We start from the raw sequence: 22,050 nt of genomic DNA, 5'->3' as shown, positions 1-22,050 counted from the left end.
CGGGCCAGGTCCATCGGGCGCCCTTTCGCCGGCGGCGCGCCGGCAGATGCTGGCCGATCTCCGCGCGGCCGACATCGACCGCTACCTGGCGCTGCTGCTGATGCCGGAGGCGGCGCGCGACGACCTGCTGGTGCTGATGCTGTTCAATGCCGAGATCGCTGCGATCCGCGACCGGGTGCGCGACCCGATGCCGGGCGAGATCCGGCTGCAATGGTGGCGCGAGGTGCTTTCGGGCGACCGCGGCGGCGAGGCGTCGGGCCATCCGCTGGCCTCCGCGTTGGGATCGGTGATCGGGCGCCGCGCCCTGCCGACGGCGCCGCTGATTGCCATGTGCGAGGCGCGGACCTTCGATCTCTATGACGACCCGATGCCCGACCGGCTGAGCTATGAAGGCTATGCCGGCGAAACCGCTTCGGCCTTGCTGCAGATGTCGGCCTTCCTCCTCGATCCGGCCATCGCCGCGGAGACGGCCACCGCCAGCGGTCATGCCGGCGTGGCCCAGGCGGTGGCGGGGCATCTGATGCTGCTGCCGATCACCCGGGCGCGGGGGCAGGTGTTCGTGCCGGGCGATCTGCTGGCTGCGACCGGGCTCGACCGCGACAGGTTTCTGGGGGGTGAGAACAAACCGGCGCTCACAAACGCCGTGCGGGCCTTTGCGGGAATCGGACGGGAGCATCTCGACAAGGCGAAGGCGGCGCTGGCGCACCTGCCGGGCCACCTGTTTCCCGCCTATCTGCCGGTTGCGCTGGTCGAGCCGGTTCTGGCGCGCGCCGAACAACGCGGCGCGGACAGTCTTACGATCCCGCTTCAGCCGCCGCAATGGCGCAGGCAATGGCGCCTGTGGCAGGCCGCGCGGCGCGGCCGGCTCTGATCACTCCTGGTCTGGCGGCGGGCGCCGCCGCGCGGGCCTGCGGGATCCGTCATCGCCACGGCTTGCAGAACGATTTGAGGCACGGCATAGTCGGACGCGTTGACGCGACCGGGAGCTGCGTCAATGCGGAGGGAGAACATGAGTCTTGGTGTTTTGGTTGTGGTGGTCGCCTTCGGCGTGCTGATGGTGATTGCGGCCGTGCATTTCACCGGCGGATCACGTCAGACGGATACGCGCGACCCGGGCGAAGCCATCGTGGAGTTCGCCCGCGCCTTTCCCGACGAGGCGATCCGCTCGGTGACGATGACCCGTGATGCAAAGGCCTGCTTCCTCAGGCTGGCGGACGGCAAGGTCGGTTTTCTGCAGACCATGGGGCGCCACTACGTGGCGCGGCTGATCCTGCCGGGCACGGCCTCGGTGACGCCGCTCGAGGGCCAGCCGGGACTGAAGATCAAATTCCATGATTCCACCCTCAAGGGCGGAGAATACGTGTTCCAGAACAGCGAGGAGGCCGCCGAAGTGTCGCTGTGGCTGTGCGGCAGCTTCGTGCTGGCGAGCCCGCAATTCGGCGGGGCCGGAGGAGGGGACCATGCCTGATCTCAAGGATTTTCCGGATGTGACGCAGATGGCGATCCCGTTCTTCGTGATCGCGATCCTGCTCGAGCTGTTCGTCATCCGCTACTTCAAGGGCCGTGGCGACTACGAGACGCGCGATACCGCGACCTCGCTGATGATGGGCGTGGGCAATGTGGTGTCCGGCCTGCTTCTGGGCTTCGTGGCGTTCGGCGTGCTGATGTGGGCCTGGCAGTTCCGGATCTATGATTTCGGCACGTCCTGGTGGGCCATCGCGCTCTGCTTCATCCTCGATGATCTGCGCTATTACTGGTACCACCGCATCGCCCACCGCTGCCGCTGGGTGTGGGCCGAGCACGTCAACCACCATTCCTCGCAGCACTACAACCTGTCGACCGCGCTGAGACAGAGCTGGACCGGCACCTTCACCGGCATGTTCATCCTGCGCATTCCGCTGGCGCTGATCGGCTTCCATCCGGTTCTGCTGCTGTTCGTCGGCGGGCTCAACCTGGTCTACCAGTTCTGGATTCACACCGAGGCGATCGGCCGGATGTGGAAGCCGATCGAATGGATCTTCAACACGCCTTCGCACCACCGGGTGCACCACGCTACCAACCCGCGCTATCTCGATTCCAACTATGCCGGCACGCTGATCATCTGGGACAGGATGTTCGGCAGCTTCGTGCCCGAGCTCGACGAGGACATGCCGCGCTACGGCATCGTCAAGAACATCGGCAGCTTCAATCCGGTCAAGGTGGCGTTTCACGAGTGGACCGACATGTTCCGCGATGCGTTTCAGCCGGGCCTGACCATCACCGAGCGGCTCGCCTATCTGTTCGCCCCGCCGGGCTGGAGCCATGACGGGTCGCGCAAGGGATCGGAGGAGCTTAAGGCAGATTACGTCGCCAAACATCCAGAATCGGCCGGAATGCCCGGCCTGCCGGGCGCGGGAACGCCCGTGCCAGGCCACGCACCGGTGGCTGCGGCGGAATAGACGAATAGACGAATAGACGAATAGACGCCGGCAGTTACTCGGCGGCCTGCCGGACGCTCGTGCCTTCAAGCCATGCGGCGAAGTCCTGGAGCGCGCGGCGGGCCATCGCCTGTTTCTTGGCCTTGGCCTTGTCCTTGCCGCGGAACCGGCCACCGCCCTCGGGGCGGAGGATCGCGCCGGGGTCGAGCGGCGGAAACAGGCCGAAATTCACGTTCATCGGCTGGAACGAACGCTTGCCGGGCTCGTCGTCGCTGAGGATGTGGCCGCCGGTGATGTGGTTGAGCAGCGCGCCGAAGGCCGATGTTTGCGGCGGCGGCGCGAGATCCTCGCCCAGGCGCTCGGCGGCGGCGAAGCGTCCGGCGAGCAGGCCCATCGCCGCGCTTTCGACATAGCCTTCGCAGCCGGTGATCTGTCCGGCGAATCTCAGCCCCGGGCGGGACTTGAGCTGCAGCGTTCCGTCGAGCAGCAGCGGCGAATTGAGATAGGTGTTGCGGTGCAGGCCGCCGAGCCGGGCGAATTCGGCGTTCTCGAGGCCTGGAATCAGCCGGAAGATCTCGGCCTGGGCGCCGTATTTCAGCTTGGTCTGGAATCCGACCATGTTGTACAGCGTGCCCAGCGCATTGTCTTGGCGCAACTGCACCACCGCATAGGCCTTGACGTCGGGCTTGTGGGCATTGGTCAGGCCCATCGGCTTCATCGGGCCGTGGCGCAGCGTCTCGCGTCCGCGCTCGGCCATGATCTCGATCGGCAGGCAGCCGTCGAAATAGGGCGTGCCTTCCCATTCCTTGAAGCCGGTGGTGTCGCCGGCCACCAGCGCGTCGACGAAGGCCTCGTACTGGTCCTTGTCCATCGGGCAGTTGATGTAGTCCTTGCCGGTGCCGCCGGGACCGACCTTGTCGTAGCGCGACTGGAACCAGCAGACCGACATGTCGATCGAATCGGTGTGGATGATGGGTGCGATGGCGTCGAAGAAGGCCAGCGCATCCTGGCCGGTCTCGGCGCTGATCGCCTCGGCGAGCGCCGGCGCCGTGAGCGGGCCGGTGGCGATGATGGTCTGGTCCCAGTCGGCGGGCGGCAGGCCGGTGATCTCCTCGCGCGCGACCTCGATCAGCGGCTCGGCGGCGATGGCGTCGGTGACGGCCTGGGCAAAGCCTTCCCGGTCGACGGCGAGCGCGCCGCCGGCGGGCACCTGGTTTCGGTCGGCGCAGGCCATGATCAGCGAGTCCGCGAGCCGCATCTCGGCATGGATGACGCCGACGGCGTTGTTTTCCGCGTCATCGGATCGGAAGGAATTGGAGCAGACGAGCTCGGCCAGGCTGTCGGTCTTGTGGGCGTCGGTGCCGCGCACCGGCCGCATCTCGTGCAGCACCACGGGCAGGCCGCGCCGGGCGATCTGCCAGGCGGCTTCGGATCCGGCCAGGCCGCCGCCGATGACATGGATGGGGGATGGGGAAGAGCTAGGCTTGGTCATGGCGCCCGTTTACCACGGACGCGGTCCGGTCTCAAAGATGTTTGTGCCGCAGCCCGCACAAACGAAAACGGCGTCCAAGCGGACGCCGTTACGAACGGTCATGTCGAAGGCCCTTAGCGGGTGCGAATGCCGCGAGCCACGTTGTCGATGTCGAAACGGGTCAGGCCGATGTCGGCGAGCGTTTCGTTGGACAGGTTGGCGAGTTCCTGAGCGGTCTGGCGGGTTTTCATCCAGCTGCGTGCTCTGCTGAGAATTTTCATGGCGGTCTCCTCGTGTAGGCGCCCCCCTGGGGCGCTGAATAAGTTGTGATCAATCTGATGCCCGTCATATAGGCGTTTGCTGTCGATTTGTGCAGCGCAATAATCACAAGTCAGGCATGCATGGCCGGAATGGCTGGTTAACGGGCGGGGCAATTCGCAGGCCTGCCGAAAATTCAGGCAGCGAGGCGGCTGCGCCTGCTTCCAGACTGCGATCCGTTTCAACGGTTTGGCGGGGGCATAAACAGAAACAGCGCCCTGTCTCCAGGGCGCCGTTTGATCTAACCGGCTCGCGCCGGGCAGAAATGTCAGTCTTCAGTGGCCGGGACGGCGGGCCACGAAGGGGATGTCGCCGCGGGAGATGCCGAGGTCGTTGAGTTCGCGTTCGGACATGCGGGACAGTTCGTTGACTGTGTTGCGATAATCGCGCCAGTCTTTGTAGGCCTTGCGGATATTCATGGTCTTCTTCCTTTCGATTTGGGCTGCAAATCAGCCCCGTGTTTGTTGACCTTGATATAGGAGCGTCAGGTCGTTTTGTGCAGTGCAAGATAACGCAAAGGTGCCATGCGGTTTCTGCAATGCGTCTTAACAAAACCTTGTTCATAAAGGTTAAGCCGTAATGAAGCCCTCAGCCGGCCATGTTTCGGCGAGGGACAGATTCTTCGGAAGAGAAGGGGTGGGGAAGGGGGCCGGACCTGGCGTCCGGACAAAAAATAACGCCCACCGGGGGAGGAGGATCCGGTGGGCGCCATTTTGGGAGACTGACGCTCGGGAGGAGGATGAACGTCAGTCACATCGAAGCGGCTTTGGGAGGAGGAGGAGGCCGCTCCGAATTCGTAAAACTCTTACAGGGCGCGCCGTGCGGCGAGTGGAATATCGCCCCTTGACATGCCGATGTCGCTCAACTCACGTTCCGAGAGCCTGTTCAGCTCGACGCAGGTTTCGCGGTATTTCCGCCAGCTGGCGTAGGAGCGGATCAGTTTCATGGTCTATCTCCTTCAGTCCCGCTGTTTTTCGGCTCACCACCGTGGCGTTCCGATGTTTTGAATATAGGGGCATTCAATCGATTTGTGCAGTGCAATAAACTCATGGAAGCCATTCCAAAATTGCATGGCTAAGGGGTGATCCGGTGGCTTTTGCCTCAAAGCTGTGCAGGGCTCACATATAAAACAGGCACAGTGCCATTTCCACGCTCATTGTGCGGATTTGCGGTTGGTGTAGGCTCCGGTGCGGACGCCGCGAACGAAGGAATCGCCCGATGCTACGAAGGTATTTGTCCCGCGAGCTCGATCAGTGGACCCGCAGCGGGCTTCTGGCCCCGGGACAGGCCCAGGTGCTCCTGGCCGATCATGACCGGCGGTACACCGGGTTCAGCCTGTCCGCGGTCCTGGCGGTGCTTGCGGCGGTGCTGTTCGGCGCCGCGGTGATCGCGCTGATCGCCGCCAACTGGGAGGTGATCCCGCGGGCCACGCGGGTAATCGCGCTGCTGATACTCCTCATGGCCGGTCTTGCCGCCGCCGCGGTGGCGGTGCGGAGGGGTGCTCCCTGGGTCGCCGAGGCGGCGCTGGTGTTCACGCTTCTGTGCTATGGCGCGGGCATCGCGCTCGTGGCGCAGATGTATCATTTGAGCGGCGACGAAACGGGTTTCATGCTGACCTGGGCCGTGGGCGCGCTGGTGGTGTCGTTCGCCTTCGCCTCGGCGATGGCCGCGGCCGGCGCCGGGCTCCTGGGATTTGGATATCTGCTTGCCGTCCAGGACCTGTTCTCCGGGTCCGGGACCAACCCGCAGGATCTCTCCAGCTACGCCACGGTGCTGGCGCTGGCGTTCGCCGTGGGCGTGGCGGCCTGGCGGTCGCGTTCGGCGATTGCCGGGCATCTGAGCGCCCTGCTGCTCATCTCCTGGGTGATGTGGGTCATCTTCGAAACGACGGAGCTGGAGCCGGGCTATGTTCTGGCCGCGCTCGGCGCCGTCGCGTTCGGCGCCGGATCCTTCACGCCGTCTCCGTTGACGGGGACCATCTCCCGGCATGGAGCGGTGTCGGCCTATGGCGCGGTCATGCTGCTGTCCGGTCTGGGGCTGATCCAGGTGTCGCTCGTCGATCCGGGACTCGGCGTCGAGATGGCGCTCGCCGCCTTCATCCTGGTCGTCAGCGTGGCGGTGCTCGCGGTCGCCGGCGGCGAGAACCGGCTGGTGCGGCGCTTTGCCTATTTCGCCTTCGCCTGCGAGACCCTCTACGTGGTCGGCGAAACGCTGGGATCGCTGCTCGGAAGCTTCGGCTTCCTGTTTTTGGGCGGCGTGGCGCTGGCCGTCATGGCTTTCGCGGTGACGAAGATCGAAAAACGCTTCAAGAAAGGGGAGGCGCGGCCATGACGGGTCCGGGACAGATGCTCAGGCGGCCGCTCAACCCCTATCTCGCCGCTCTCGTTTCGGCCGTGGTTCTCATCGGAACCCTGGCGTTGGCGATCGAGCAGCGCGCCGCGATCCTGAGGGACGGCCGCGAAATCCTGCTCAAGACCGAGCCGGTCGATCCGCGCGACCTGATGCGCGGCGACTATGTCCGGCTCGGCTACACCGACCTGTCTTCCATCGACGAGACCCTGGTGACCGGCCCCTGGCCCGACAGGGACACCACTATCCCGGTCTGGCTGACGCTGGCGCCGGGCGAGGACGGCGCCTTCGTCGCCCGGTCTGCAAGCTTTTCCAGGCCGGAGACCGTTGCCGCCGAGGAGGTGGTCCTCAAGTCGCTGCCGGTCCGGGTCACGGTGGCCCAGCCCTCGGGCGGGCTGAACGCGATCGGCCGGCTCGAATTCGGCATCGAACGCTATTATGTGCCCGAAGGCGAAGGCCTCGAGATCGAGAAGGCCCAGAACCAGGGCCGGACGACGGTCGCGGTCAGGATCTCGCCGGATGGCGCGCCGCAGATCGCGCGGCTGATGATCGATGGCGAGACGCTGTACGAAGAGCCGCTCTACTGAAAAGCCGGCTACAATTCGCGTTCGGGCGGGGTTCGGGCCAAAAACCCTGACGGACAAGGTCATTTTTCCTTTGATCGCCGCCAAACGGGTGATATAGAGCGACCGCGTTCAGGGTCGCCTCGCGCGAGCGGTGTTTTGCGACCCAAGAGCGGGTATGGTGAAATTGGTAGACACGCCAGATTTAGGTTCTGGTGCCGTAAGGCGTGGGAGTTCAAGTCTCTCTACCCGCACCAGATTAGTGTCCAGTCCGGCCGCCGCATCGGCGCCGGATGACCGGGCAAACACGAAGAGGCGTCCTGCCGGTTGATCCGGTTCGGGGCCTGAACTGAAAAATGCCACAGGCGACGCCGGATAACCGGCCCAGTCGCGGGGCCAACCCGAACGGTCGCAGTCGCGAGGAAATGAAGGTTTGAACATGCAGGTTACCGAAACGCTTGCCGAAGGGCTGAAGCGCGAATTGAAGGTTGTCGTTCCCGCTGCGGACATGAATTCGCAGATGAACGAGAAGCTTGCCGAAGCCAAGGGCAAGATGCAGATCAAGGGTTTCCGGCCTGGCAAGGTGCCGATCTCGCATCTGAAGAAGATCTACGGCAAGTCGATCATGGCGCAGCTCGTCAACGAGATGATCCAGGAGAAGCCGACCGCGATCCTGTCCGAGCGCGGCGAGCGGGCGGCGACCCAGCCCGAGATCTCGATGACCGAGGACGAGAAGGAAGCCGACCAGATCCTCAACGGCGCCGCCGATTTCGAATTCACCATCGCCTACGAAGTCATTCCGGCCTTCGACGTGGCCGACATGTCGGGCTTCAAGGTCGTGCGCGAAGTCGTTGACGTGCCCGCCGACGAAGTCGAGGAGCAGGTGCTCCGCGTGGCCGAGAACAGCCGCACCTATGAGCCCAAGGACGGCAAGGCCGCCGACGGCGACAAGGTGACGATCGACTATCTCGGCAAGCGCGACGGCGAGCCCTTCGAAGGCGGCGCCGACCAGGACGCCGAGCTGGTGATCGGCTCGAACCGGTTCATCCCGGGCTTCGAAGAGCAGCTCGTGGGCCTCAAGGCCGGCGACAAGAAGGAGATCACGGTCACCTTCCCGGCGGAATACCAGGCAGCACACCTGGCCGGCAAGGAAGCCAAGTTCGACATCACCGTCAAGGCGGTCGCGGCTCCGGGCGCGCTCGAAGTCAATGACGAGCTCGCCAAGACGCTCGGCCTCGATTCGGCCGACAAGCTGCGCGAGATCGTCCGCTCGCAGATCGAAAGCCAGTATGGCCAGGTCACCCGCCAGAAGCTGAAGCGGCAGATCCTCGACCAGCTCGACGAAGCCCACAAGTTCGAATCGCCCTCCAAGCTGGTCGACGCCGAATTCGAGAGCATCTGGCGCCAGATCAACCAGGAACTCACCGACAGCGGCAAGACCTTCGAGGACGAGGACACGACCGAGGAGGCAGCCCGCGAGGAATACCGCAAGCTGGCCGAGCGCCGCGTCCGTCTCGGACTGGTGCTGTCGAAGATCGGCGAGGAAGCCGGCGTGCAGGTCTCCGATGAAGAGCTGCAGCGCTCGCTGTTCGAACAGGTCCGCAAGTTCCCCGGCCAGGAACAGGAAATCTACGAATATTTCCAGAAGACCCCCGGCGCCGTCGCCTCGCTGCGCGCTCCGATCTTCGAAGAAAAGACCATCGACCACATGCTCACCGTCATCGACGTGACCGACAAGACCGTGAGCAAGGAAGAGCTGATGGCCGACGACGAGGCGGAAGCCGAGGAAAAGCCGGCCGCCAAGAAGAAGGCCCCGGCCAAGAAGAAGGCCGCCAAGAAGGACGAAGCCGCGTCCGAATAAGACCGGTCCGATCCGCACCAGACTTCAAACGCCGGGGCCTTGCTCCGGCGTTTTCGTTTGTCGGCCATTTGCTGCCGAGGCCGGCGCGCAATGGTCCCAGGGCGATCCATGTCCTGCACATCCGCGTAGACGGTCGCAACAAGTGGCCCTTCAGGGTCCGCAAATCACAGCCCGCCGGGAGACTTCATGAGCGACACGAAGGTGCTGCGTTTCGTTCTCGGCGATCAGCTCTCGCGCGACCTGTCGAGCCTCGTCGATGCCAAGCCCGGCCAGGATGTGATTTTTCTCGCCGAGGTGATGGGCGAGGCGACCTCGGTCCGCCACCACAAGAAGAAGATCGCGTTCCTGTTCTCAGCCATGCGCCATTTCGCCGACGATCTGCGCGCCGAGGGCTTCGAGGTCGATTACCTGCGGCTCGACGCGGACGGCAACCCGGGCGAATTCGGCGCCGCGCTGGCTCAGGCTGTCGCGCGCAATGGCGCCGGCCGGGTGGTGATGACCGAGCCGTCCGAGGCCCGCGTGCTCGACGCCGCCCGGACCTGGCGCGAGGAACTCAGTGTCGATCTCGAGATCCGCTCCGACACGCGGTTCCTGGCAAGCCACGAGGATTTTGTCAGTTGGGCCGTCAATGATCGCGGCCAGCAGCCCAAATCGCTCCGGATGGAGTATTTCTATCGCGAAATGCGCAAGCGCACCGGATATCTGATGGTCGACGGCGAGCCCGAGGGCGGGCAGTGGAATTATGACACAGACAACCGCAAGGCATTGCCGGGTGACGTCACGATACCGGCGCGGCCTTCCTTTCCTCCCGACGAAACCACTCTGGCGGTGCTCGACCTGGCCGGGCGCGCGTTCGCCCACCATTTCGGCGGCTTGGAGCCGTTCGATCATCCGGTGACGCGGGCCGATGCGCTTGCCTATCTCGACTGGTTCATTGCGGAGGCGCTGCCCGGCTTCGGCGACTGGCAGGACGCGATGAAGCAGGGCGAGCCGCTGCTGTTTCACAGCCATCTGTCGGCGCTGATCAATTGCGGTCTCCTCGGCCCGCGCGAATGCTGCGACAGGGCGGTGGCGGCGTGGCGTGACGGAAAGGCGCCGCTCAATGCGGTCGAGGGGTTCGTGCGCCAGATCATCGGCTGGCGCGAGTTTATCCGCGGGGTCTACTGGTTGAAGATGCCCGACTACTCCGATGCCAATGCGCTCGATGCGACGCGCAAGCTGCCCGGCTTCTTCTGGACCGGAGACACCGCGATGAACTGCCTCCATCAGGCGATCACCGAGACGAAGGCCAATGCCTATGCCCATCACATCCAGCGCTTGATGATCCTCGGAAATTTCTGCCTGCTCGCCGGGATCGATCCGAAGGAGGTGCAGGAATGGTTCCTCATCGTCTACTGGGACGCCTATGAATGGGTGGAAATGCCCAATGTGGTGGGCATGGCGCTCTATGCGGATGGCGGCTTCCTCGCATCCAAGCCCTATGCGGCGTCGGGCGCCTATATCAACAAGATGAGCGACTACTGCGCGGGCTGCCGGTACGACGTGAAGCAGAAGACCGGCGAAAACGCCTGTCCGTTCAATTACCTCTACTGGAACTTCCTCTCGGTCAACGAGCGCGTCCTGAGGCAGAACCACCGCATGGGCCTGATCATGGGCTCGCTCGGCAAGATGGCGCCGGAGCGGCTTGAAGAGATCAGGGCCGATTCCCACCGGTTTCTCGACGGTCCGGAGATGCGGGCCGAATATTAGCCTGATCAGATCAGCTTCAGCCCCTTGAGGCTCGCATGCCCGTCCTTGCCGATGATGATATGGTCGTGCACGGTGATGCCGAGCGGGCGTGCGGTGTCGACGATCAGCTTGGTCATCTCGATGTCTGCGCGCGAGGGCGTCGGGTCGCCGGACGGATGGTTGTGGACCAGGATGATCGCGGTGGCGGAGAGCTCGAGCGCGCGCTTGACCACCTCACGCGGATAGACCGGGGTATGGTCGACGGTTCCCGTCTGCTGCACCTCGTCGGCGATCAGCGCATTCTTCTTGTCGAGAAACAGCACCCGGAACTGCTCGCGCGCCTCGAACGCCATGGCCGCGCGGCAATACTCGATCACCGACGACCAGGAGGCCAGCACCTGGCGGCCCTTGAGGTCGCCCTTGAGCATGCGGTGGGCGATGGCGGCCACCAGCTTGAGATCGGTGGCGACGCTGTCGCCCACGCCCTTGACCTCGGTGAGCAGATGGGCGGGCGCGCCCAGCACTTCCGGGAGCGACCCGAAGCGGGCGAGCAGCGCCTTGGCGATCGGCTTGGTGTCGCGGCGGGGAATCAGCCTGAACAGAAGAAGCTCGAGCAGTTCGTAATCGGCCAGCGCCCGGTCGCCGCTGTCGCGAAAGCGCTGGCGCAGCCGGTCGCGATGGCCGTGATAATGTTCCGCGCCACCGGCCTCCAGCGGCGGGTCCGCCGCCAGCGCCTGGCCGCGGGTCTTGCCCTGGCGGGGTTCGGCGAAGAAGCTGCGCTCGTCCTGGGGCGCGTCGTCCGCGTTCCCCTCATGCAAGCCACCATCCTCAAGACCCTTTTCAAACAGGTCTGGGCGGCGGCGTGATGTCATGCGGGCAGGCCGGGGCGGTCGAGCCCGGCGGGCGACAGGGTGAAGATCTCGCAGCCCTCCTCGGTCACGCCGACGGTGTGCTCGTATTGCGCGGTCAGCGACCGGTCGCGGGTCACCGCCGTCCAGCCGTCGGAGAGGACCTTGACGTGCGGCCGGCCCAGATTGATCATCGGCTCGATGGTGAAGATCATGCCCGGACGCATTTCCGGGCCTTCTTCGGCGCGGCCGTAATGCAGGATGTTGGGGGCGTCGTGGAACAACTGGCCCACGCCATGGCCGCAGAAATCCCTGACCACCGAGCAGCGCTCGGCCTCGGCGTAGGTCTGGATGGCCTGGCCGATGGCGCCGGTGCGGGCGCCCGGCTTGACTGCGGCGATGCCCAGCATCAGCGAATTCTGGGTGATCTCGAGCAGGCGCTCGGCGGCGCGCTTGATCGGGCCGACCGGATACATGCGGCTTGAATCGCCGTGCCAGCCGTCGACCACATAGGTCACGTCGATGTTGACGATGTCGCCCTCGCGCAGCGGCTTGTCGTTGGGGATGCCGTGGCAGACGACGTGGTTGATCGAGGTGCAGCAGGATTTGGTGTAGCCGCGGTAGTTGAGCGTGGCGGGCAGGGCGTCGTGGTCCATGCCGAATTCGAAGACGAAGCGGTCGATCTCGTTGGTGGTCACGCCGGGGACGACACGCTCGACCAGTTCGTCCAGGCACCTGGCGGTGATCTGGCTCGCCTTGCGCATGCCGTCAAAGCCGTCGGGGCCGTAGAGCCGGATCTGGCCGGTGTTCTTCATCGGAGCCGAAGCAGCGTCGATATAGGTAACCATGTAAGGCTCGCTTTGTCCTGTCGCGGCCGGCTCGCGCCGGGTGAGTGTCATACTACGCTGTTTAGGCAGGCTTCCTCAACGGGGACCAGCGATTCAGCGCGTATTTCATGAGATGTGATCTTGCATCGTATTGCGCAAGCTTCAACCCCGCGTTTCATGGCGCGGTCAAATGCCGCCGCGTAGGCAGGATCCAGGTCGCGGCAGATGCGCAAGCGGTCGATGTCGTCGCGCTGAATGAGATAGACCATGACGGCGCGGTGGCCGGCCTCGACCATGTCGCCCATTTCCTCGAGATGCTTGGCGCCCCGGCTGGTGACGCTGTCGGGAAATTCGGCGAGGCCGGCCTCCCGTCGGTAATGCACGTTCTTGACCTCGACATAGGCGACGCCGCGCAGGGGGTCGCGGAGCAGGATGTCGATGCGCGAGTTGATGCCGTATTTCTGCTCGCGCCGGCGCTCGGCATACTGGCCCAGCGAGCCGATCAGGCCCGCGGCGATCGCTTCCTCGACCAGCCGGTTGGGCCTGCCGGTGTTGATGCCCACCAGCGTGCCGTCGGCCTCCACCAGTTCGAGCGCGTGGCTGAACTTGCGCGTCGGGCCCACCGTGTGTCGGGCGAGATAGCAGCGCGATCCGGGCGCCGTCAGGCCGAGCATCGAGCCGGTGTTGGGGCAGAACCCGGTGATCCTCTCGCCGGTGGCGAGTTCGGCGTCGAACAGGAAGCGCTTGTAGCGGCGCACCAGCGTGGCTGGGATCAAGGGCGGATCGAATGTCATCGCCGGCCGTTAGCAGGTTTTGACTCGCCCGCCTACCTGCCGGAGCGGCGCCTCAAGCGTCAGCGGCGGCTTACGCAGTGGCTGCCGTCAGACCCGGGTGCGGACATAGGAGCCCGGCGCGTCCTCGATCGGCGTGAGCCTGTCGCCGCCGGGCTTGCGCGCCGGAACCTCGTCGTCGGAGTGGGAGCGGATCCACTGGTGCCAGTGCGGCCACCAGGAGCCCGGCGTTTCCTTTGCGCCCTTGACCCAGTCGTCGAAATCGGCGTCCCTGGGGCCGTCCGACCAGAACTGGTATTTTCCCGCGTCCGGCGGGTTGATGACGCCGGCGATGTGGCCGGAGCCGGCCATCACATAGGTCACGTCGCCGCCGAACAGCCGTCCGCCGACATAGGCGGAGCGGGCAGGGGCGATGTGGTCCTCCTTGGCGGCGAGGTTGTAGACCGGGATCTTGACCCTGGAGAGATTGAGCGTCTTGCCCGCAAGCTTCATCTTCCCCTTCGACAGATTGTTGTCGAGGTAGCAGTTGCGCAAATAGAAGGAATGGTTGGCCGCGGGCATCCGCGTCGCATCCGAATTCCAGTAGAGAAGGTCGAAGGGCATCGGATCCTTGCCCTTGAGGTAGTTGTTGACAACATAGGGCCAGATCAGGTCGGAGGCGCGCAGCATGTTGAAGGCGGTCGCCATCTTCGAGCCGTCGAGATAGCCGTTCCTTTCCATCGCGCTCTCGATCGACGCGATCTGCGCCTCGTCGACGAAGACCTTGAGATCGCCCGCATGGGTGAAGTCGGTCTGCGTGGTGAACAGCGTCGCCGTGGCGATGCGCCTGTCCTTCTGCTGGGCGTGCAGCGCCAGCGTTGCGGCGAGCAGGGTTCCGCCCACGCAATAGCCGATGGCGTTGACCTCGCGCTCGCCGGTCGCCTGTTCGATGGTGTCGAGCGCGAACGAGATGCCCTCGCGCGAATAGGCGTCCCAGTCCTTGGTGGCGTGGCGCTTGTCCGGGTTGACCCAGGAGATCACGAACACGCTGTGGCCCTGCTCGACCGCCCATTTGATGAAGGATTTCTTCGGGTTGAGATCGAGGATGTAGAATTTGTTGATCCACGGCGGGACGATCATCAGCGGACGCTTGAGCACGGTCTCGGTCTGCGGCTCGTACTGGATGATCTGGCAGATGTCGTTCTGGGCGATGACCTTGCCTGGCGAAACGGCGATGTTCTCGCCCACCTTGAACATCGAAGCGTCGGACTGCCTGAGCTTCAACTCGCCCTTGCCGGCGGCGATGTCCTCGGCCAGCATGTGCATGCCGCGCACCAGGTTGGCGCCGTTCGACGCGACCATTTCCTTGTAGAGCTCGGGGTTGGTTGCCAGAAAATTGGCGGGCGACAGCGCGCTGGTGATCTGGCGCATGTAGAAGCCGGCCTTGTGGCGGGTGTGCTCGTCCAGCCCCTCGCTCTCGGCGACCAGCTTGTTGGCCCAGTCCGAGGTGATGAAATAGGCGTTCTTGAGGAATTCGAAGAACGGATTGTTCTCCCAGTCCGGATCGGAAAAGCGCTTGTCGGTGGTCTTCGGCCGGGGTGAGCTGTCCTCGCCCGACAGGCGCTTGATCGATTCGCTCCACATGTCGAAATAGCCGGTCAGCAGCGACGTCTGCGCCTCGATGGCGCGCTTGGGATCGGAGAGCCAGTATTCGCCGACCTTGGAGAAGGTCTTGACCATGTCGGTCATGGGTTCGGAGACGGTGTCGGCGACCTCGCCTTTCTCGCGCGGCTCGACCCAGGCTGCGGCGGCCTTGCCCAGTTCCTCGAGCATGCGCGCGACATTGCGGGCGAAGGCTTCGGGATCCTTGACGACATAGGCATCGGCGAGGGATGTCACGCCCTCGGGCTTGTCGTCCGCGGTCGCGCTCTTGCCCTTGTCCGGCATATGGAAGCCTCCTCCTGTGCGCCGGAGCTTGCGTCCGGCCTGTCTTCTGCCTTAAATCGGCTTGGTTGGGATGCTTGACTGAAGATCCAAGCATCCATCCCTTCTTGATAAGGGCTTTTTTTGTCGATGTCATGACCACCATTTGGTGGAGACCGGAATATACAGTGCCATGATACCGATCCATCGCGCAGCCTTTGCCGTGTTTGCAGGAATTTTTATCGCCGGGTGTCAGACAGCTTCGCTTGAAGATGCAGCACCCCGGGCGACAACTGCCGTCCTGCCCGAGTCGGCGACCGCGCCTGAAGCTGCGCCCGCGGGCGTGACGGCTGAGGCGGGGGCGGCACCGGCGAGCGCGCCGGAGACGGCCGCCGCGGCGCCCACCGTCGTCCGGCGCAATCCCGGCTTTACCTCGGTCATTCCAATCGAGAAGACCACGCCGGTCGAGACCAAGGAATTCGTCGAAACCGGCGCGAGCCAGACCGGCGTCTATCCGAAGTTCGGCCACATGCCGAAGGCCGCCACCACGCAGATGACGCAAGCGGAAAAGCTCGCGGCGGAGGCGGAAATGGCCGAACTGCTCCGGGCCCGGGCGGCGACGCCCGACGCCCGGGCCCAATATCAGGCGCGGCTCGAAGAGCTTCGCGCGCTGGCCGCCAACCATGGCAGGGACACCCAGCAGCAGATCGAGAATTAGAACTTGCGTTCGCACGTTTTTGGACGCAAACCGCTGAAATCAGGGCAGTAAGGCTGCTGCCCGCCATTCCGGGGAATTCCATGGAAGAATTTCACAAGGTCCGCCGACTTCCGCCCTATGTGTTCGAGCAGGTCAACCGCCTGAAGGCCTCGGCGCGGGCAGGGGGCGCCGACATTATCGACCTCGGCATGGGCAATCCCGATTTGCCCACGCCCCAGGCGATTGTCGACAAATTGTGCGAGGCGGTCAGGGATCCGCGCACGCACCGCTATTCCACATCCCGGGGCATACCCGGCCTGAGGCGGGCCCAGGCGGGCTACTACCAGCGCCGTTTCGGCGTCAAGCTCGATCCCGAAACCCAGGTCGTGGCCACGCTGGGCTCGAAGGAAGGCTTTGCCAACATGGCGCAGGCGATCACCGCGCCCGGCGACGTGATCCTCTGCCCGAACCCGACATACCCGATCCACGCCTTCGGCTTCATCATGTCGGGCGGCGTGATCCGCTCGCTCGACGTCGTGCCCGACGACAGTTTCTTCGTGGCGCTCGAACGCTCGGTCCGGCATTCGATCCCCAAGCCGCTGGCGCTCATTCTCAATTACCCGTCCAATCCGACGAGCTACGTCGCCACGCTCGATTTCTACAAGGACGTCGTGGCCTTCGCCAAGAAGCACAACATCATCGTGCTCTCCGACTTGGCCTATGCCGAGATCTATTTCGACGACACGCCGCCGCCGTCGGTGCTGCAGGTTCCGGGCGCGATCGACATCTGCGTCGAGTTCACCTCGATGTCGAAGACCTTCTCCATGCCCGGCTGGCGCATGGGGTTCGCGGTCGGCAACGAGCGGCTGGTGTCGGCGCTGACAAGGGTGAAATCCTATCTCGACTACGGCGCCTTTACGCCGATCCAGGTGGCGGCCACCGCCGCGCTCAACGGCGACGGCTCGGACATTGCCGAGGTGCGCACGATCTACAAGCGCCGCCGCGACGTGCTGGTCGACAGTTTCGGCAAGGCCGGCTGGCAAGTGCCGCCACCGCCGGCCACCATGTTCGCCTGGGCGCCGATCCCCCCGGCGTTCAAGCACCTCGGATCGCTCGAGTTCTCCAAGCTGCTGGTCGAGAAGGCCGATGTGGCCGTGGCGCCGGGCATCGGCTTCGGCGAACATGGCGACGAGCACGTCCGCATCGCGTTGGTCGAGAACGAGCACCGCATCCGCCAGGCGGCGCGCAACATCAAGCGGTTCCTGTCCACCGTCACCGACGGCGGCGGCTCCGAGAATGTGGTGTCTTTGTCCGCCCGGCGTTGACCCTCCGGCCCCCCGCCGCTAAACCGCCCGTGCACATCTTCGGTCCGCGCTACCGCGCGGGCATTTTCGGACAATGATCAGGCAGAGTGGATAGCAAACATGACTGATGCCCTCAAAATCGGCATTGCAGGATTAGGAACCGTCGGGGCAGCACTGTTTCGTGCGATCACCGCCCGCCACAATCTGCTGTCGGACATTTGCGGCCGTGAAATCCTGATCACCGCGGTGAGCGCGCGCGACAGAAGCCGCGACCGCGGCATCAGCCTCGAGGGCGTGGCCTGGTTCGACGACCCGGTGGCCATGGCCCGCGACGCCGACATCGATGTGCTGGTGGAACTGATCGGCGGCGAGGGCGACCCGGCGCATGCGGCCGTGACCGCGGCGCTCGGCGCCGGACGCCATGTGGTCACCGCCAACAAGGCGATGCTGGCTCGGCACGGCGTGGAGCTGGCGATGCTCGCCGAATCCAATGGAGTGCTCCTGAACTTCGAGGCGGCGGTGGCGGGCGGCATTCCGGTGATCAAGGCGATGCGGGAATCGCTGACCGGCAATTCGGTCACGCGCATCTACGGCATCCTCAACGGCACCTGCAATTACATCCTGACGCGGATGCAGCGCGAGAACATGGGTTTTGCCGAATGCCTGGCGGAAGCCCAGCGGCTGGGCTACGCCGAGGCCGATCCGGCCTTCGACATCGAGGGCTACGACACCGCCCACAAGCTGTCGATCCTGACGAGCCTTGCCTTCGGCACGCGGATCGCCGCCGACGAGGTCTATGTCGAGGGCATCACCAACATCTCCATCGACGACATCCATGCCGCCGACGAGCTCGGCTACCGCATCAAGCTGCTCGGCGTGGCGCTGAGAACCGCGACCGGCATCGAACAGCGGGTGCATCCGACCATGGTGCCCAAGGGCTCGATGATCGCGCAGGTCGAGGGCGTCACCAACGCCGTGACGATCGAGGCCGATATCCTGGGCGAACTGATGCTGTCGGGTCCGGGCGCCGGCGGCGACGCCACCGCGTCCGCCGTGCTCGGCGACATCGCCGACATCGCCAAGAGCCGGCCCGGCCATCAGCATGCGCCGGCGCTGGGGCGGCCCGCGGCCAAGCTCGAGCCCTATACCCGCGCCCAGATCCAGAGCCATGAAGGCGGATATTTCATTTCGCTCAAGGTCGACGACCGGGCTGGCGTCTTCGCCTCGATCGCCACGAAGATGGCCGACAACGGCATCTCGCTCGAATCGATCGTGCAGCGGGCACGGCCGGCCGGGTCGGCCGAAGGCCCGCAAACGGTGATTCTCGTGACCCACGCCACGACCGAATCCAAGGTCCGTTCCGCGGTCGGCGCGATCAAGGGCGAGGGCTACCTGTCGGGCGAGCCGCAGGTGATCCGCATCGAGCGCACCCGCGAAAGCTGAGGCCGCCTTGCCCGTTGCCGCGCCGCGTGCCCGGCGGCGACCGGCTGCAAGCCGTCTAATCGATTTAGGCTTGGAACATGCCAAAATCGTGAAAAAACAATGGCTTTTAATGCAGGATTCACATTGCCTTGCTAGGTTTCATGGCTGTAAGACCAGCCAACGACATACCCTGAGGGAACCCGGACCATGGCAGGACCATCCACAGACTCAAGCGGCCTCGACCGTATTCTGACACTCGAGATCGCGCGGGTCACCGAACGCGCCGCCGTCGCCGCCGCGCGGCTTCGCGGGCGCGGTGACGAGAAGGCTGCGGACCAGGCGGCCGTCGATGCCATGCGCTCGGAACTCAACCGGCTGCCGATCGACGGCGTTGTGGTGATCGGCGAGGGCGAGCGCGACGAGGCGCCGATGCTCTATATCGGCGAGGAAGTGGGCAACCGCGAGGGTGCCAAGGTCGACATCGCGCTCGATCCGCTCGAGGGCACGACCATCTGCGCCAAGAACCTGCCCAACTCGCTGGCGGTGATCGCCATCGCCGAGAAGGGCAGCCTGCTCTACGCCGCCGACGTCTACATGGAAAAGATCGCCATCGGTCCGGGCTATCCGCCCAACACCGTGGCGCTTGACGCGAGCCCGACCGACAATCTTCACGCTGTCGCCCGCGCCAAGGGCGTGCATGTGAGCCAGGTCACGGCCTGCATTCTCGACCGGCCGCGGCATGCCCGCCTGATCGAGGAAGTGCGCGCAACCGGCGCTGCGATCCGGTTGATCGGCGATGGCGACGTCGCCGGCATCATCCATACCACCGATCCCGACCAGACCGGCATCGATATCTATCTCGGCATCGGCGGCGCGCCCGAGGGCGTGCTGGCGGCCGCCGCCCTCCGCTGCATCGGCGGCCAGATGCAGGGCCGGCTTCAGCTCAACACCGAGGAAAAGCTTGCCCGCGCCTCCAAGATGGGGATCTCCGATCCGCGCCGGATCTACAGCATGGAAGAGATGGCCAGCGGCGACGTGCTGTTTGCCGCCACCGGCGTGACCGACGGCAACCTGCTGCAGGGCGTGCGGTTCACGCCGGACGCGATCATCACCCACACCATCGTGATGCGGTCTTCCTCGCGCACCGTGCGCGAAATCAAGGCCCGGCATCAGGACCTCGAAAAGTTCAACTGAGCCGAAAGGCCGGCCGGGTTCGCCTGTGCCGGCCGCTTCCCGCGCCACGTCATCGCCTCCGGTTTTGCCGGACCGCCGTCTTTAGTCTATGAGCAGTGTCTCCGGCGCGGCCATGGTGGCGCGGCGCCCGATGACAGGTTGATTTCAATGGCAGGCAGCAGCGCATCCGAGCGGGCCTTTCTCGGCGTGGAGCAATCGCTCTCCGGGCAGAAATGGATCGCGCGGCTCGATCTGGCCGGCGAGAACAAGGCGATTTCGATCGCCCAGACCAAGGGGCTTCCCGATGTCATCGCGCGGGTGCTGGCCGGTCGCGACGTCGCCATGGGCGACGCGGTGGCCTTCCTCGACCCCACCATCAAATCGCTGATGCCAGATCCCTCGAGCCTCACAGACTGCGACAAGGCCGCAGCCCGCATCGCCGCGGCGATCGCCCGCGGCGAGCGCGTGGCGGTGTTCGGCGACTACGATGTCGACGGCGCCACCTCCTCGGCGCTGATGCAGCGCTTCCTGCGGCATTTCGATCTTCAGAGCGAAATCTACATTCCCGACCGGATTTTTGAAGGCTACGGGCCGAACCCGACAGCCATCGGCGAGCTGATCGACCGCGGCGCCAAACTGATCATCACTGTCGATTGCGGCTCCACCAGCCATGAGTCGCTCGAGGAAGCCGCGCGGCGCGGCGTCGACGTGGTGGTGATCGATCACCACCAGGTGGCGAGCGAACTGCCTCGCGCCCATGCGCTGGTCAATCCCAACCGCGAGGACGATCTGTCCGGGCTCGGGCATCTGTGCGCCTGCGGCGTGGTGTTCATGGTGCTTGCCGGCACGCTGCGGCTGCTGCGCCAGAAGGGCGATGCGCGGGCCGCCAGCTTCGATCTGCTCGCCTGCCTCGACCTGGTGGCGCTGGCCACCGTCTGCGACGTGGTGCCGCTCAAGGGGCTCAACCGGGCCTTCGTGGTCAAGGGGCTGCTTGCGGCGCGCACGCTCGGCAATGCCGGGCTGGCCGCCCTGGCCCAGCGGGCCGGCGTCAACGGCCCGGTCACGCCCTACCATCTGGGATATCTGATCGGCCCGCGCATCAATGCCGGCGGCCGGATCGGCGATGCGGCGCTGGGCAGCCGCCTGCTCACGCTGGACGACCCGGCCGAAGCCGAAGTCATCGCCGAGCGGCTCGAGCAGCTCAACCGGGAACGCCAGGCGATCGAGGCGGCGATGCTGGCGGAAGCCGACGCCGAAGCCGCCGTCGAGATGGCGAGCGGCGCGGGACCGGCGATCATCGTCACCGAGCGCGACGGCTGGCATCCTGGCGTGGTCGGGCTGCTCGCGGCGCGGCTCAAGGAGCGCTACCGGCAGCCGGCCTTCGCCATCGCCTTCGACGGCAACGGCAAGGGCACCGGATCGGGCCGCTCGGTTCCGGGACTGGATATCGGCAGGCTGGTGCGCAAGGCGGTGGAGACGGGCCTGCTGGTCAAGGGCGGCGGCCATGCCATGGCGGCGGGAATCACCGTGGAGAAGGCCAGGCTGGGCGAATTGCGCGCGTTCTTCGAGGAGAACGCCGCCGACACCGTCGCCGGCCTCACCGCGGCGCACCGGCTCAAGATCGACGGCGCGATTTCGGCGTCCGGGGCGACGCTGGATCTGATCGACATGATCGAACGCGCCGGGCCCTATGGCGCCGGCCATCCGCAACCGGTCTTCGCCGTGCCCGCGCACACGCTCAGCGACGCGCGCGTGGTGGGCGAGAATCACATCAAGCTCACCCTGTCGGGGGCGGACGGAGGCAAGCTCAACGGCATCGCCTTCCGCGCCGCCGACACCGAGATGGGAGCGGCGCTGCTGGGAGGCCGGGGGACGATGTTTCACGTCGCGGGCACCATTTCGGCCGATCACTGGCAGGGCGTGCGCCGGGTGCAGATGCGGGTCGTGGACGCGGCTTTCGCCCGATAGGCGGTTGCCCCACGGCAGCGGCGCCATCGCGTTCCCTGGCACCCTGCAGGCCGCGCAGCATCACCATTCCGTGCCGGAGTAGCCTGGGCTTGCGATGCCGCGCGCAGGCGCGTGGCAAGCGCGGAAAAGCGCGCGCCCGGCGTGAACCCATACTCGCAATTTGGATGAAGCAACCAAGCGAAGTGCTTGAATATTGTGGTACGCCCTAGGGGAGTCGAACCCCTCTTTCCAGAATGAAAATCTGGCGTCCTAACCGATAGACGAAGGGCGCGTACAATGTGGGCGTCTTATAGTCAGACCGCTTTGCGACCGCAAGCGCTTAATTGGGGTCTCCGATAAAAAAATGTCATCTTTCCAAAGCGGGGCCTAAAGGGAGGGAAAAGTCATGGGCGATCGCGCCCCCGACGAGCG

General features: G+C 65.1%; 20 protein-coding genes and 2 tRNA genes. 13 read left to right on the top strand and 9 right to left on the bottom strand.

From position 1 onward, the window contains the following. Positions 1–46: 46 nt before the first annotated feature. The 3 genes from LL06_RS06200 (at position 47) to LL06_RS06190 (ending at position 2,438) form a co-directional block, all read left to right on the top strand. Entirely contained in the window at positions 47–871 is an 825-nt protein-coding gene (locus LL06_RS06200; RefSeq protein ID WP_035523784.1) for a phytoene/squalene synthase family protein, read from the top strand. A 138-nt stretch (positions 872–1,009) separates the two neighbouring features. Then, positions 1,010–1,468, top strand: coding sequence for a hypothetical protein (locus LL06_RS06195; RefSeq protein WP_035523733.1), 459 nt, complete (start codon positions 1,010–1,012; stop codon positions 1,466–1,468). Continuing rightward, positions 1,461–2,438 carry a sterol desaturase family protein gene (locus tag LL06_RS06190; protein WP_052161257.1) on the top strand — a complete coding sequence of 326 codons (978 nt, stop codon included), beginning with the start codon at positions 1,461–1,463 and terminating at the stop codon, positions 2,436–2,438. Before LL06_RS06195 ends, LL06_RS06190 begins: the two co-directional genes overlap by 8 nt. Positions 2,439–2,472: 34 nt before the next feature. On the opposite strand, the gene trmFO is transcribed toward LL06_RS06190, so the two are convergent. The 4 genes from trmFO to LL06_RS26810 all read right to left on the bottom strand — a co-directional run bounded on the left by trmFO (position 2,473) and on the right by LL06_RS26810 (position 5,152). Further along, complete coding sequence (gene trmFO, locus LL06_RS06185) at positions 2,473–3,909, bottom strand: methylenetetrahydrofolate--tRNA-(uracil(54)-C(5))-methyltransferase (FADH(2)-oxidizing) TrmFO (protein ID WP_035523730.1); 1,437 nt, start codon at positions 3,907–3,909, stop codon at positions 2,473–2,475. Between the two features lie 113 nt (positions 3,910–4,022). Beyond that, positions 4,023–4,169 (bottom strand): DUF1127 domain-containing protein, encoded by a 147-nt coding sequence (locus tag LL06_RS26820; protein ID WP_081963691.1) that lies wholly within the window; start codon positions 4,167–4,169, stop codon positions 4,023–4,025. Positions 4,170–4,481: 312 nt separating this feature from the next. Continuing rightward, positions 4,482–4,625: a DUF1127 domain-containing protein gene (locus LL06_RS26815; RefSeq protein ID WP_066175376.1), complete on the bottom strand. Its 144-nt coding sequence runs from the start codon at positions 4,623–4,625 to the stop codon at positions 4,482–4,484. 386 nt (positions 4,626–5,011) lie between these two features. Further along, positions 5,012–5,152 (bottom strand): DUF1127 domain-containing protein, encoded by a 141-nt coding sequence (locus LL06_RS26810; protein WP_081963689.1) that lies wholly within the window; start codon positions 5,150–5,152, stop codon positions 5,012–5,014. A 272-nt stretch (positions 5,153–5,424) separates the two neighbouring features. Here LL06_RS26810 and LL06_RS06180 point away from each other — a divergent pair, with 272 nt between their 5' ends. The 5 genes from LL06_RS06180 to LL06_RS06160 all read left to right on the top strand — a co-directional run bounded on the left by LL06_RS06180 (position 5,425) and on the right by LL06_RS06160 (position 10,728). Then, the gene (locus LL06_RS06180) at positions 5,425–6,537 is read left to right on the top strand and encodes a DUF2157 domain-containing protein (RefSeq protein ID WP_081963687.1); all 1,113 of its coding nucleotides are present in this window, start codon (positions 5,425–5,427) and stop codon (positions 6,535–6,537) included. After that, positions 6,534–7,142, top strand: a complete 609-nt coding sequence (locus LL06_RS06175; protein ID WP_052161256.1) for a GDYXXLXY domain-containing protein — start codon at positions 6,534–6,536, stop codon at positions 7,140–7,142. The genes LL06_RS06180 and LL06_RS06175 overlap by 4 nt, the downstream gene beginning before the upstream one ends. Positions 7,143–7,290: 148 nt before the next feature. After that, positions 7,291–7,375 (top strand) — tRNA-Leu (locus LL06_RS06170). A gap of 182 nt (positions 7,376–7,557) precedes the next feature. Then, positions 7,558–8,979 carry a trigger factor gene (tig, locus tag LL06_RS06165; RefSeq protein WP_035523725.1) on the top strand — a complete coding sequence of 474 codons (1,422 nt, stop codon included), beginning with the start codon at positions 7,558–7,560 and terminating at the stop codon, positions 8,977–8,979. 186 nt (positions 8,980–9,165) lie between these two features. Continuing rightward, a complete protein-coding gene (locus LL06_RS06160; RefSeq protein ID WP_035523722.1) occupies positions 9,166–10,728 on the top strand; it encodes a cryptochrome/photolyase family protein in 1,563 nt (520 codons plus the stop codon). A 5-nt stretch (positions 10,729–10,733) separates the two neighbouring features. On the opposite strand, the gene radC is transcribed toward LL06_RS06160, so the two are convergent. From radC to phaC, 4 genes are all read right to left on the bottom strand, one after another. Then, positions 10,734–11,579, bottom strand: coding sequence for a DNA repair protein RadC (radC, locus tag LL06_RS06155; protein WP_081963686.1), 846 nt, complete (start codon positions 11,577–11,579; stop codon positions 10,734–10,736). Next, a complete protein-coding gene (gene map, locus LL06_RS06150; RefSeq protein WP_035523719.1) occupies positions 11,576–12,403 on the bottom strand; it encodes a type I methionyl aminopeptidase in 828 nt (275 codons plus the stop codon). Before map ends, radC begins: the two co-directional genes overlap by 4 nt. A gap of 47 nt (positions 12,404–12,450) precedes the next feature. Further along, entirely contained in the window at positions 12,451–13,176 is a 726-nt protein-coding gene (sfsA, locus tag LL06_RS06145) for a DNA/RNA nuclease SfsA (protein ID WP_035523716.1), read from the bottom strand. Between the two features lie 87 nt (positions 13,177–13,263). After that, entirely contained in the window at positions 13,264–15,099 is a 1,836-nt protein-coding gene (phaC, locus tag LL06_RS06140; RefSeq protein WP_035523713.1) for a class I poly(R)-hydroxyalkanoic acid synthase, read from the bottom strand. 415 nt (positions 15,100–15,514) lie between these two features. Between phaC and LL06_RS28045 the strand changes: the two genes are divergently transcribed. The 5 genes from LL06_RS28045 to recJ all read left to right on the top strand — a co-directional run bounded on the left by LL06_RS28045 (position 15,515) and on the right by recJ (position 21,639). Beyond that, positions 15,515–15,793 (top strand): hypothetical protein, encoded by a 279-nt coding sequence (locus LL06_RS28045; RefSeq protein WP_345775674.1) that lies wholly within the window; start codon positions 15,515–15,517, stop codon positions 15,791–15,793. Positions 15,794–15,873: 80 nt separating this feature from the next. Beyond that, complete coding sequence (locus LL06_RS06130) at positions 15,874–17,097, top strand: LL-diaminopimelate aminotransferase (RefSeq protein ID WP_035523709.1); 1,224 nt, start codon at positions 15,874–15,876, stop codon at positions 17,095–17,097. A gap of 99 nt (positions 17,098–17,196) precedes the next feature. Further along, the gene (locus LL06_RS06125; protein WP_035523706.1) at positions 17,197–18,519 is read left to right on the top strand and encodes a homoserine dehydrogenase; all 1,323 of its coding nucleotides are present in this window, start codon (positions 17,197–17,199) and stop codon (positions 18,517–18,519) included. A 186-nt stretch (positions 18,520–18,705) separates the two neighbouring features. Continuing rightward, a complete protein-coding gene (gene glpX / locus LL06_RS06120) occupies positions 18,706–19,692 on the top strand; it encodes a class II fructose-bisphosphatase (protein ID WP_035523704.1) in 987 nt (328 codons plus the stop codon). 147 nt (positions 19,693–19,839) lie between these two features. After that, complete coding sequence (gene recJ / locus LL06_RS06115) at positions 19,840–21,639, top strand: single-stranded-DNA-specific exonuclease RecJ (RefSeq protein ID WP_035523702.1); 1,800 nt, start codon at positions 19,840–19,842, stop codon at positions 21,637–21,639. A 196-nt stretch (positions 21,640–21,835) separates the two neighbouring features. Here recJ and LL06_RS06110 read toward each other — a convergent pair. Then, positions 21,836–21,910 (bottom strand) — tRNA-Glu (locus LL06_RS06110). Positions 21,911–22,050: the final 140 nt, after the last annotated feature.

The organism is Hoeflea sp. BAL378 (assembly GCF_000759435.1).
Taxonomy (GTDB): domain Bacteria; phylum Pseudomonadota; class Alphaproteobacteria; order Rhizobiales; family Rhizobiaceae; genus Hoeflea.
This window is presented reverse-complemented; position numbering and strand designations above follow the sequence as displayed.